Source organism: Lentzea indica (assembly GCF_012184385.1).
GTDB classification, from domain to species: Bacteria; Actinomycetota; Actinomycetes; order Mycobacteriales; family Pseudonocardiaceae; genus Lentzea; species Lentzea indica.
On sequence record NZ_VSRL01000282.1, the window covers coordinates 1 to 10813 of the forward strand.

Below are 10813 nucleotides of genomic sequence, written 5' to 3' on the forward strand. Positions count from 1 at the left end.
ATCTACTCAAAGGAATACCTCGACGAGGAGGTATTCATATATTACTGGCTGTGTTATCGGCACGCTGTTGAGTTCTCAAAGAACACGCGCACACCGCAGTCACATCAGCTTTACGCTGACTTACTTCCGGGGCTTGTGTTGCGAAGCTTATTCGGTGTTTCGCGCCGGTGTCAAATCGGCCTCTAGGAGGCTCTTTCTCTCCGGCTTGTGCCCCGCTCGTTCCGGTTTTGATTTCCGGCCCGTTCCGCGCTGGCAGAGAGAACATTACACAAGCCGGTTTCGATCTCCAAATCGGGGGTCCTGGTGACCGCGAAACGTGCGGTCACCAGGACAAACGCCCGTGTCAGGGCCCGGAGACCCCGACATCCGCCGCCGTCAGCGGCTTCCTGATCGCAGAAGAGCTGTACTCGTCCGCCCCGACGTCGGGCTTGCCCGAGCGAGCCTGCGGGTCGAAGTCCCTCGTGACATACGAGTACGTGCCCGCGGAAGACTCGAGCGCCGGGCTTCCGGACGCGAGGCGCAGGAGACCGTTCGCGTCACGCAGGAGCTTCGGGTCGACCGAGCGGTAGCCGGACGGGATGCCGGCGGTGCCACCCCACACGATGTTGCCCTCGTACTTGACCGTCGAGCCGCTCATCATGTCGATCAGCTTCGACGACGAGCCCTGGATGATGTTGTTCGCGAGCACGCAGTCCTTCGGTGCATAAGTACCGGTGTCGCTGTCGACGACGGCCCCGGTACCGATCAGCGTGTTGAACGCCACCGTGACGCGGTCCGGGCGGTCGTGCGATGTCGAGGTCGGGCCGCTGTCCGTCTCGGAGCCCTTCCCGAACACGATCGCCCGGTCACCGGTGTTCTGCACGTAGTTGTTGAACACCTTGTGGTCGTTCCCGTGGAACCGGATGCCACTGCCGAGCAGCACGTTGCCCTCGACCGTGGTGCGGTTGCCGTGGCGCAGCACGATGTAGCCCTTGCTGCTGCGGATCGTGTTGAAGCGGACCGTGTTGTCCGAGGACTTCACGGAGATGGCCTCCGGGTCTCCGTCCGCCTTCTCGAACAGGTTGTGCTCGATCACCGCGTACGCGGACTTCGACTGCTTGTGGCTGTAGCCGAGCCGGATCGACTCGCCGCCGTTCGAGCCGGTGAACTGGTGGTTGTAGAAGTGGTTGTGGTGGATCCACGTCCGCTGAGCGATCTCACTGCCAGGGCCGGTGACCTGCAGGTACACGCCCTCGTTCGTTCGGTTCGAGAACGTGTTGTGGTCGACCTGCACGTCGTTCGCGCTCACGGTGAGCGAGGCGCCGTCCTTGTTGCCGTTGAACGTGGTGCGGGTGATGCGGCTCGCCTCCGCCTCGGCCGGCACGGTCAGGGAGCTGGTGCCGTCGAAGACGAAGCCTTCGACGGTCACACCGCGGACCGCGCCGAACTCGAAGCCACCGGTGCTGAACACCGCGCCGCCCGCGCGCTTGGCCGCGATGGTGATCCTCGACTTCGTGATCTTGATCGGCTTGTCGGCACGATGCACGCCGTCCGCGAGCACGATGCGCTGACCGGGCCGGGCCGAGTTGATCGCGGCCTGCAGGGAGGACACGGTCGGCACGCTGACGACCGCCGCGTCCGCGGGTGCCTGGACGAAGGACGACAGCAGGGCGGCCGCACCCACTGCGGCCAGTGATCGGATCATTCGCCAACTCCTATGGTGGCCCGTCGGCGGCGGCGGACCGAAAGTACCGCGGAGTTGCTGCGGATGGGGCAGCTCAACGGAGGCCACTTGCCTCGTCCAGCACGGAAGGCGTTCGAGTTCTCCGATGTCTGCCCCCAAGGGCAGCCGCTACGGCGCCGTAGGCCCCACGTCGGCCTTCGTCAGCGCCTTGCGGATCGCCGACGTGCTGTACTCGTCCGCGCCCACGTCCGGCTTGCCGGAACGCGCCTGCGGGTCGAAGTCGCGCGACACGTAGGAGTAGCTGCCGGCGGACGCGTCGATCGCCGGGCTGCCGGAGGCCAACCGGAACAGGCCGTTGGCGTCCTTCACGAGCTTCGGATCGACGGACTTGTAACCGGACGACGGCATGCTGCCGCCGGTGCCGCCCCAGATGACGTTGCCCTCGTACTTCACGACCGAGCCGCTGGCCATGGAGACGACACCACCGGACGAGCCCTTGATGATGTTGTTCGCGAGCACGCAGTCCTTCGGCTTGTAGGTGCCGCCGTCGCTGTCCACCACCGCGCCGGTGCCGATGAGCGTGTTGAACGCGACCGTCACGCGGTCCGGCCGGTCGTGCAGCTTCGAGGTCGGGCCGCTGTCCGCTTCCTTGCCGGAGCCGAACACCATCGCGCGGTCGCGGGCGTTCTCCACGTAGTTGTTGTAGATCTTGTGGTCGTTGCCGTGGAAGCGGATGCCGCTGTTGAACAGCAGGTTGCCCTCGACCGTGGTGCGGTGGCCGTGCCGCAGGACGAGGTAGCCCTTGCTGTTGCGGATCGTGTTGTAGCGGACCGTGTTGTCCGACGCCTTGATCGAGATCGCCTCGGAGTCGCCGTCCGCCTTCTCGAACAGGTTGTGCTCGACGATCGCGTTCGCCGACTTCGACTGCTTGTGGCTGTAGCCGAGCCGGATCGACTCGCCGCCGTTCGAGCCGGTGAACTGGTGGTTGTAGAAGTAGTTGTGGTGGATCCACGTCCGCTTGGCGATCTCGCTGCCGGGACCGGTGATCTGCAGGTAGACGCCCGCGTTCGTGCGGTTCGAGAACGTGTTGTGGTCGACCTGCACGTCGTCGGCGCTGACGCTGAGCGAGGCGCCGTCCTTGTTGCCGTTGTAGGTGTTGCGGGTGATGCGGGTGGCCTGCGCTTCCGGCGGGACCGAGAGCGTGCTGGTGCCGTCGAAGACGAAGCCCTCGATGGTCACGTTCTGAACGTCGCCGAGCTCGAAGCCACCACTGGTGAACACCGTGCCGCCGATGGTCTGCGCGGCGATGGTGATGCCGGACCTGGTGATCTTGATGGGCCGGCCGGCCTGGTGCACACCATCAGCGAGCACCAGGCGTTGACCGGGCAGGGCGGAGTCGATCGCGGCCTGCAGGGAGGACACGGTCGAGACGCCGACGACAGCCGCGTACGCAGGGACGTGGACGAAGGACGACAGCAGGGCGGCCGCGCCGACTGCGGCCAGTGATCGGATCATTCGCCAACTCCAGTGAATGGGTCGTCGGCGGCGGTAGAGCCAAGTTACCGCAAGATCCCAGCAGCTGGGGTAGTTCGATACAAACCAAGAGCCGTATCGACCGAGGGCACGCGCTCCAGTTGTCCGATGTCTGTGAGCGGGAACCACTGGGCGAGGTCTGTCGTGCCACCCACCTCGTACCGCAGGTCGCCACCCGCGATCCGCACCTCGTACATGATCCGAAGCGCGTGGTAGTCGCGGTCGGACTCTTCCCGGAACTCCGAGTCGATGCCGAGCAGCCGCAGCACCTCGATCTCGAAGCCGGTCTCCTCCTCGAACTCGCGGATGACGGCGTCGTGCGGGTGCTCGCCGTGGTCGATGCCGCCGCCGGGCAGGATCCAGCGCTTGCCCTTCGGGCCGAGCCAGCGCGCCAGAAGGATCTCGTCGTCGTCGTTGATGCACACCCCGTACGCGGCCACGCGCTGCTTCTTCGCCCTCATGCGATCCAGCCTAACTGGCGATCACCTCCAAAAAGTGATATCACTTAGCTACTACTTCGATAGGGGGTCTGGATGAGCGCAGTGGTGGACACGACGGTGCACATGCCCGCACCGGTGGTGCGGGAGAAGCACGCGAAGGACCTGCCTGGTCTGCCGATGTTCTTCGGAGGGGTGGTGGTGATCGCGGTGGCCGTGTGGCTGCTCGTGCAGGAGATCCTCGGAAAGGCCGCGGACGGCGCCGACCCGTCGGCGGCGATCGTGATCGTGGTCTTGCTGCTGTTCCTGGCCGCGGCGCTGATCATGAGGGGGCTCTTCACCGTGGCGCCGGGTGAGGCGCGGGTGCTCCAGTTCCTCGGCCGGTACGTGGGCACGGTCCGCACGGACGGCCTGCGGTGGGCGAACCCGTTCACGACCCGGCAGAAGATCTCGACCCGGATCCGCAACCACGAGACGGCGACGCTCAAGGTCAACGACGCGGACGGCAACCCGATCGACATCGCGGCCGTGGTCGTGTGGCAGGTGGAAGACACTGCGCGCGCACGGTTCGAGGTGGACGACTTCGTGCGGTTCGTCGGCATCCAGACGGAGACAGCCGTACGGCACATCGCGACGAGCTACCCGTACGACAACCATGAGGAAGCCGGCTTGTCGTTGCGGGAGAACGCGGACGAGATCACCGAGACGCTCGCGATCGAGATCTCGGCACGGGTGCAGTCCGCGGGCGTGAAGGTGATCGAGTCGCGGCTCACGCACCTCGCGTACGCGCCGGAGATCGCACACGCGATGCTGCAGCGTCAGCAGGCGAGCGCGGTCGTGGCGGCACGGACGCGGATCGTGGAGGGCGCCGTCGGCATGGTGGAGCTCGCGCTCGCCAAGCTGGCCGAGCAGAACGTCGTCGAGCTCGACGAGGAACGCAAGGCGGCGATGGTCTCGAACCTGCTCGTCGTTCTGTGCGGCGACCGATCCACGCAGCCCGTGGTGAACACCGGGTCCCTCTACACCTGATGGCTGAGCGTAAGAGCGTTCTGCTCAGGCTCGATCCGGCCGTGCACGACGCGTTGACCAGGTGGGCGAACGACGAGCTGCGCAGCACCAACGCGCAGATCGAGTTCCTGCTGCGGCGTGCGCTGGCGGACGCGGGCCGGTTGCCGGGCGAGGCGAAGAAGATGCCTCGCCGGGGCAGGCCACCGAAGAAGTCCGACCAGAACGCTGAGGACGAGCCATGAAAAACAGTCTTTGACGCGGCGCGTCCTCGGCGGCTGAACAGGCGTTTCACCAGCATGAAACCGCTTCCACGGAGTTCCTCCGTTCGGGGGTGTTTTGTCCGACTCCTCCACGCGATCGTGTGCGGCGGGCGCACGGGAGCGTGGAGGAGTCTTGTCTTTGTTTTCCCGCAGGCGCGCCGGTCTCGGCGTGCTGAGTGTTGCTGTGCTGATCGCGTCGATGACACCGGCTGGTGGTCTGGCGGCGGGCAAAGAGATCTATCTGGACGCTAGGGCGTCAACGGAGCGGCGGGTCGAGGACCTGCTGCGGAGAATGACGCTCGAGGAGAAGATCGGGCAGATGGCGCAGATCCGCGTCGGGAAGCTGCGCGGTGACTGCAACAACGCCAACGGGCCGTTGGTCGAGTCCTGCCTGAAGGCGGTGCTCTCGGACGCTCACGTGGGCTCGATCCTGTCCGGCGGCGGTGACTCGCCCGTCGAGAACACGCCCAAGGCGTGGGCCGAGATGAACAACGCGATCCAGCGCTATGCGTTGGAGAACAACAGGTTGAAGATCCCGATCATCTACGGCGCGGACGGCGTGCACGGGCACAACAACGTCATCTCCGCGACGATGTTCCCGCACCAGATCGGGCTCGGCGCGACGTGGAACCCCGCTCTGCAGGAGCAGATCGGTGTGTCGGCCTCGAAGGCGTTGCGCGCGACGGGTGTCTTCTGGAATTTTGCGCCGGTCTCGGACATCGCGCGCGACACCCGTTGGGGCCGCTACTACGAGACGTACAGCGAGGACCCGTTCCTGGCCGGTCAGCTGGCGGCGGCGAACGTGCGCGGGCAGCAGTCCAAAGTGGACGACACCGCGCAGCTGACCGCCACCGCGAAGCACTTCGCCGGCTACTCGGCGCCGGCTAACGGGCACGACCGCGCGGCCGCGCAGATCCCGATTCGGCAGCTTCAGGACGTGGTGCTGCCGTCGTTCCAGGCGCAGTTCGACGCGGGTGTGAAGACCGTGATGATCAACTCCGGCTCGCTCAACGGCGTGCCGGTGCACGCGTCGAAGTACATGCTGCAGAAGCAGCTGCGTGACCGCATGGGCTTCAAGGGTGTCGCGGTCTCGGACTGGCAGGACATGAAGTACCTGGTGGACCGGCACAAGGTCGCGCCTGACTACAAGACGGCGATCGCGATGAGCGTCAACGACGGTGTGGACATGGCGATGGAGCCGTCGAACGCGGCCGAGTTCACCTCGCTGCTGCTGGCGAACGTGCGCGACGGTTCCGTGTCGCGCGGGCGGATCGACCAGGCGGTGCGGCGAGTCCTGAAGCTCAAGTTCGACCTGGGGCTGTTCGAGAAGCCGTACGTGGACCCGGCGAAGGCAGACGGCAACGTGGTGAACGTGGACCGCCCGCTCGCGCGTCAGGCGGCCGCCGAGGGCACCGTGCTGCTGAAGAACGACGGTGTGCTGCCGCTTTCCACGTCGGCCAAGAAGATCGTCGTGACCGGTGAGACCGCGGACGACGTGCGCCGCCAGCTCGGTGGCTGGACCGTCGAGTGGCAGGGCGTGCCGGACGACTCGCCGCTGCCGCCGACCGCGACCGTGCTGACGGGTGTTCGCGAGGCAGTTCCTGGTGCGTCCGTGGTGCACGCTGCGACTCCTGCTGCCGCGGTGACCGAGGCCGCTGATGCGGACGCGGTTGTCGTCGTCCTGGGCGAGAAACCCGGTGCGGAGGGTCCAGCCGACACGGAGAACCCGGCGCTGACCGCCGAGCAGCAGGCGTGGGTGGACGCGGTGCAGGCGACCGGCAAGCCGGTGGTCGTGGTGCTGCTGACGGCCCGTCCGCAGGTGCTCGGAGCAGCGGCGGACGCGAACGCGCTGGTCGCGGGCTGGTTGCCGGGCAGCGAGGGTGGCAGGGCGATCGCCGACGTGCTGTTCGGCGCGGTGAACCCGAGCGGCAAGCTGCCGGTGTCGTGGCCCAAGACGCTCGGCGACCCGACGCTCACCTACGACCAGCTGCCGGGCGCGAACACGTCGGCGGGCGCGAAGTACGACCCGCTGTACGCGTTCGGGCACGGACTGTCGTACACCTCGTTCACGACCTCTGGTGCGGCCGTCGCGGTTGATCGGCACAACGGCGTGGTGAAGTTCACGGTGGCGAACACCGGTGCGCGTGCGGGCACTGTTGTGGTGCCGGTCTACGTGCGTCAGCCGGCCTCACCAGTGCTCACGCCCGACCAGCGGCTGGTGGGCTTCACCCGCGTGGAACTCGCTGCGGGACAGTCGAAGCAGGTCGAGGTGTCGTTCACGCTCTCGCAGCTGGCGCTGACCGTCGGCGACGTCGACGGAGACGGCCGGCGTGAGGTCGCCCGAGGTGGCTACGAGGCCGTGGTGGGTGCGGAGAAGGCCGCGTTCACGGTGCGCTGAGCTGGCCTGATATCCTTCCTCGTCGTGAACGCGCGGCGCTCCGCCGTGGAGGAGAAGCCAGCTCAGGCTGGTGCCGACCAAGCGCGTCACGAACTCCGGTTTCGACAAGAAGGGTGATGTCGCATGGCGAACATCAAGTCCCAGCTCAAGCGGATCAAGACCAACGAGAAGGCTCGCCTTCGCAACAAGTCGGTCAAGTCGTCCCTGAAGACGGCCATCCGCAAGTTCCGTGAGGCTGCCGAGGCCGGTGACAAGGCGAAGGCCCTGGAGCTGCTGCAGGACGCGTCCCGCAAGCTCGACAAGGCCGCCACCAAGGGCGTCATCCACGCCAACCAGGCCGCCAACAAGAAGTCGGCGATGGCCCTGCGCGCGAACGCCCTCGAGGGCTGATTCGCTCGTTCAGAGCTGCTGAGAAGGGCCCGCTCCCCGTTGAGCGGGCCCTTTTCGCTGTTCTGGTGGAGGTCCCACGGCATCGGACTACCCACACCGGCGGATGGACTGCCGGTCCGGTTGACCAGTAGGCATAGGAGCCATGGAATCGCTCCCGCGCATTGACTTCGTGGAACTCCACGACCTCGACCGCACCCCGGCCGTGCTGCGCACCCTGCACACGGAGTCCATCACGTTCATCTACCGCCTGACGGACGCCGCGCGGGAGTACTCGCGGCCGTTGTCGCTGGCCCTGCGCCAGGGCGCCGACCACCGGATCGTCGATCTTTGCGCGGGCTCCGGCGGACCGGTGCCGCTCATCCAGCGGCGGCTGCATCGCGAGGGCATCCACACCCACGTGACGCTGACGGATCTGGTGCCGAACGTGCGCGCGTTCCAGCGCGTGCAGGCCGAGAACCGTCGTCTGCTGCCCGACTCGTGCTGCTCGGTGGACTACGTGTCTGAGCCGGTCGACGCCACGGACTGCCGGGTGGAGGGGACGCGCACCATCTACGGCGCCTTCCACCACTTCCCGCCGCCGCTGGCCGGCCGCATGCTGCAGAACGCCGTCGACACCCGGCAGCCGATCGTCGTCGTGGACACCAAGCGGTCGTTCCTCTACGTGCTGCTCTTCCCGTTCCTGACCACGCTGGCCGTGCTGTTGTCGGCGCCGTTCCAGCGCAATCCGGTGCCGCGCTATCTGCTGCGGCTGGTGCTCACCTATCTGGTTCCGGTGCTGCCGTTCATGATGTTCTTCGACAGCGTGGTGTCGTTCCTGCGCATGTACGGGCGCGCGGAACTGCGCCGGATGGTCGACGGGCTGGCCGGCACCGAGTCGTTCACGTGGACGATCGGCGTCGAACCCGGCTTCACGGGAGCCCAGTACCTGATCGGGGTTCCACTCCACGTCGAAGGGGGTCTCACTCGCGCGGAGTGAGACCCCTTCGTCGCTATCCCCGCAGGTTCCTCGGCAGCTGGCGCTCGGCGTCGAGCAGTTCGATGCCGAGCAGTTCCCCGTCAGCGCCGAAATCCAGCACTGCAGCTGTGTCTCCGTCCTCGTCGGTGACCGGGAGCTGCTTCGCGGCCTCGCCGGGCCGGAGCTCGCGGAACGCGATGTAGGCGGCGTTCACCGAGCGGTCCCAGCTGACTAGTTGCGCCATACCGTCACAACGTAGCCGTTGTTGTTGGCGACCACGGTGATCTTGCGATCGGTGTACTTCCAGGTGCCGTTGCTCTGTTTCTTGGCACGACTGCAGGTGCCGAGCACGACGTTCTCCACGTGGTCGGACGTGATGCGTCGCGACGCCATCTGTTCCTGAGCGTGCAGGCTGTAGCCCGAGACGAAACACGGCGCGCCCGCCTGCACCTGCAGCACCGGCTCGGGAAGCGCGGCCTGCGCGGTGCCCGTGGCGATGAACAGCGCCGCCAGCACGGCGGCGCACATCCTGATCAGCCCGGCCATCAGGCGTCGTACTCGAAGAGGTAGACGCTCGCGATCGAACCGGGGTGCGCCCAGTCGAACGGGATGCGCTTGCCCTTCGGGCACGCGGCCCTGCTGAACTCCGTGTTGCCGCTCGCGAACACCGCCTTGACCTTGGCACACTGGCCGTCCTTGTCGGTGTCCTCCACCCAGCCGCTGACGCGAATCTTGCCGTCGCGGCAGCTGAGCTCCCAGTGCGCCTTGGCACCGGACGTCTTCGGGTTCTTGACCTCGCCGCAGCCGCCCATCGCGGACATGCCGTCCGCGTTCGCCGTCGCGGCGCCGGACAACGACAAGCCCACCAGTGCCAAACCGGTCAACGCAGCGCGAATTCCTCGCACGTCAGCCACCCCTCGTTGTGTTGGATTGCGATTCATGTGAGGCACCCGGCCGGGGCGAGGCAGAGCTTTCCGAGGTCAGCGGGGGTCGGACAAGAGAATGCGGCCGTCCGGTCAGTCCGACCTTGTCCGGCCTGGTCAGCGGCGCGTCCGGACGGCATGATCGGCGGACATGAACAGCCAGGGGGAGTTCATCGCGTCGTTGCGCGATCTGAAACAACGGTCCGGCCTCACCTATCGCCAGTTGGAGAAACGCGCCGCGGAGCACGGGAAGGTGCTCGCCCGCAGCACACTGGCCGACGTGCTCGCGGGAAAGCGCTTACCGGCACCGGACGTGCTGGACGCCTTCGTGCACGCGTGCGGCGAGGGCGACCAAGTGGACTCGTGGCAACGGGCCCGTGCCTCAGCCACCGAACCGGCCTCGGCACCGACCGCCCGGCGCCGCAGGTCGCGGTGGTGGCCGGCGGCGGCCGCGCTGATGGTCCTCGTCTCGGCGGGCACCTGGTTCGCGGTGTCGTCCAGCAGACAGGATCTGCCTGACGAATATGGGACACCCGCCGCGATGCCGGCGTCGCCGGTGCGGATCAGGCCGGTCGCGGCGCCCGACCTGTGCCTGACCGACGGACACGTGCGCGACGGTCGTTATGGCCCGCTCGTGGCGGTCCAACGACCGTGCTCTGCCGTGGCGCCGCAGACGACCACGTTCGAACCACTGGCCCGCGGCTCGTACCGCATCGCGTGGACGCACCCCCAATTCGGCAAGGGCTGTCTGAAAGTGCTGGAGAGCGGCCTGCTGGAGCCGTGGGACGACTGCACCAAAGCCACCCCGTTCGTCCTCGAGCGCTCAGCGGACGAGTACGTGCTGCGCGTGGACGGTCTCGGCTGTCTCGGCATCGAGGGCACCGGCGAGAGCGCCGAAGCGCACGTGGGCAAGTGCGATCAGCGGTTCGTCATCGATGCCGCCTAGGGCCTGTATCGAAGTCTCGTTCGATGAGAGTCGCGCCTGAGGTGGTTCCTGGCGGCCTCAGGCCCGGCTATCGCGAACACGAGACTTCGATACGGGCCCTAGCGGCGGCCGTGCGCGGCGACGATCCTGAGCACGGCACGCTCCAACGCGTAGTCGGCGTCGGCCGCCACGCCTTTCACGTCGGCGTTCAGGCCCGCGACCACCTGCATCGCGTCGGCGAGACCTGACTGGTCCCAGCCTCGGGCCTGGGCCTGCGCCTTCTTGATCTTCCACGGCGGCATGCCGAGCGGCCGGCCAGGC

Annotated in this window: 12 protein-coding genes and 1 pseudogene; 6 read left to right on the forward strand and 7 right to left on the reverse strand. The window is 66.9% G+C overall.

The window, feature by feature from the left end; all coding sequences use genetic code 11:
* Positions 1-343: 343 nt before the first annotated feature.
* The 3 genes from FXN61_RS41705 to FXN61_RS41715 form a co-directional block, all read right to left on the reverse strand.
* Entirely contained in the window at positions 344-1684 is a 1341-nt protein-coding gene (locus FXN61_RS41705; RefSeq protein WP_167979371.1) for a polysaccharide lyase 6 family protein, read from the reverse strand.
* A 147-nt stretch (positions 1685-1831) separates the two neighbouring features.
* Positions 1832-3178: a polysaccharide lyase 6 family protein gene (locus FXN61_RS41710; RefSeq protein ID WP_167979372.1), complete on the reverse strand. Its 1347-nt coding sequence runs from the start codon at positions 3176-3178 to the stop codon at positions 1832-1834.
* A 44-nt stretch (positions 3179-3222) separates the two neighbouring features.
* Complete coding sequence (locus FXN61_RS41715) at positions 3223-3657, reverse strand: NUDIX domain-containing protein (protein WP_167979373.1); 435 nt, start codon at positions 3655-3657, stop codon at positions 3223-3225.
* Positions 3658-3729: 72 nt separating this feature from the next.
* On the opposite strand from FXN61_RS41715, the gene FXN61_RS41720 reads away from it, so the two are divergent.
* The 5 genes from FXN61_RS41720 to FXN61_RS41740 all read left to right on the forward strand — a co-directional run bounded on the left by FXN61_RS41720 (position 3730) and on the right by FXN61_RS41740 (position 8665).
* Complete coding sequence (locus FXN61_RS41720) at positions 3730-4662, forward strand: SPFH domain-containing protein (RefSeq protein ID WP_167979374.1); 933 nt, start codon at positions 3730-3732, stop codon at positions 4660-4662.
* Complete coding sequence (locus FXN61_RS41725) at positions 4662-4883, forward strand: type II toxin-antitoxin system antitoxin (RefSeq protein ID WP_167979375.1); 222 nt, start codon at positions 4662-4664, stop codon at positions 4881-4883. The genes FXN61_RS41720 and FXN61_RS41725 overlap by 1 nt, the downstream gene beginning before the upstream one ends.
* A gap of 151 nt (positions 4884-5034) precedes the next feature.
* Positions 5035-7299, forward strand: coding sequence for a glycoside hydrolase family 3 N-terminal domain-containing protein (locus FXN61_RS41730; protein ID WP_167979376.1), 2265 nt, complete (start codon positions 5035-5037; stop codon positions 7297-7299).
* A 123-nt stretch (positions 7300-7422) separates the two neighbouring features.
* Positions 7423-7689 (forward strand): 30S ribosomal protein S20, encoded by a 267-nt coding sequence (gene rpsT / locus FXN61_RS41735; protein ID WP_166047155.1) that lies wholly within the window; start codon positions 7423-7425, stop codon positions 7687-7689.
* A gap of 142 nt (positions 7690-7831) precedes the next feature.
* On the forward strand, positions 7832-8665 hold the full coding sequence (locus FXN61_RS41740) for a class I SAM-dependent methyltransferase (protein WP_167979377.1): 834 nt from the start codon (positions 7832-7834) through the stop codon (positions 8663-8665).
* Positions 8666-8678: 13 nt separating this feature from the next.
* On the opposite strand, the gene FXN61_RS41745 is transcribed toward FXN61_RS41740, so the two are convergent.
* Genes FXN61_RS41745 through FXN61_RS41755 form a run of 3 tightly spaced genes read right to left on the reverse strand, consistent with a single transcriptional unit; the run spans position 8679 to position 9549 of the window.
* Entirely contained in the window at positions 8679-8888 is a 210-nt protein-coding gene (locus tag FXN61_RS41745; RefSeq protein ID WP_167979378.1) for a DUF2283 domain-containing protein, read from the reverse strand.
* Positions 8876-9190, reverse strand: a complete 315-nt coding sequence (locus tag FXN61_RS41750) for a DUF4258 domain-containing protein (RefSeq protein ID WP_167979379.1) — start codon at positions 9188-9190, stop codon at positions 8876-8878. Before FXN61_RS41750 ends, FXN61_RS41745 begins: the two co-directional genes overlap by 13 nt.
* A complete protein-coding gene (locus FXN61_RS41755) occupies positions 9190-9549 on the reverse strand; it encodes a hypothetical protein (protein ID WP_167979380.1) in 360 nt (119 codons plus the stop codon). The genes FXN61_RS41750 and FXN61_RS41755 overlap by 1 nt, the downstream gene beginning before the upstream one ends.
* Positions 9550-9718: 169 nt before the next feature.
* Here FXN61_RS41755 and FXN61_RS41760 point away from each other — a divergent pair, with 169 nt between their 5' ends.
* A complete protein-coding gene (locus FXN61_RS41760) occupies positions 9719-10513 on the forward strand; it encodes a helix-turn-helix domain-containing protein (protein ID WP_167979381.1) in 795 nt (264 codons plus the stop codon).
* Positions 10514-10611: 98 nt separating this feature from the next.
* Here the strand turns inward: FXN61_RS41760 and FXN61_RS41765 are convergent.
* Positions 10612-10813 (reverse strand): annotated as a pseudogene (locus FXN61_RS41765) (DNA polymerase III subunit delta); the annotation flags it as partial.

Excerpts from the sequence above, each read along its gene's own strand:
- FXN61_RS41705 (WP_167979371.1), bottom strand. The coding sequence starts at position 1,684 with ATGATCCGATCACTGGCCGCAGTGGGTGCGGCCGCCCTGCTGTCGTCC.
- FXN61_RS41710 (WP_167979372.1), bottom strand. The coding sequence starts at position 3,178 with ATGATCCGATCACTGGCCGCAGTCGGCGCGGCCGCCCTGCTGTCGTCC.
- FXN61_RS41715 (WP_167979373.1), bottom strand. The coding sequence starts at position 3,657 with ATGAGGGCGAAGAAGCAGCGCGTGGCCGCGTACGGGGTGTGCATCAAC.
- FXN61_RS41720 (WP_167979374.1), top strand. The coding sequence starts at position 3,730 with ATGAGCGCAGTGGTGGACACGACGGTGCACATGCCCGCACCGGTGGTG.
- FXN61_RS41725 (WP_167979375.1), top strand. The coding sequence starts at position 4,662 with ATGGCTGAGCGTAAGAGCGTTCTGCTCAGGCTCGATCCGGCCGTGCAC.
- rpsT (WP_166047155.1), top strand. The coding sequence starts at position 7,423 with ATGGCGAACATCAAGTCCCAGCTCAAGCGGATCAAGACCAACGAGAAG.
- FXN61_RS41740 (WP_167979377.1), top strand. The coding sequence starts at position 7,832 with ATGGAATCGCTCCCGCGCATTGACTTCGTGGAACTCCACGACCTCGAC.
- FXN61_RS41745 (WP_167979378.1), bottom strand. The coding sequence starts at position 8,888 with ATGGCGCAACTAGTCAGCTGGGACCGCTCGGTGAACGCCGCCTACATC.
- FXN61_RS41750 (WP_167979379.1), bottom strand. The coding sequence starts at position 9,190 with ATGGCCGGGCTGATCAGGATGTGCGCCGCCGTGCTGGCGGCGCTGTTC.
- FXN61_RS41760 (WP_167979381.1), top strand. The coding sequence starts at position 9,719 with ATGAACAGCCAGGGGGAGTTCATCGCGTCGTTGCGCGATCTGAAACAA.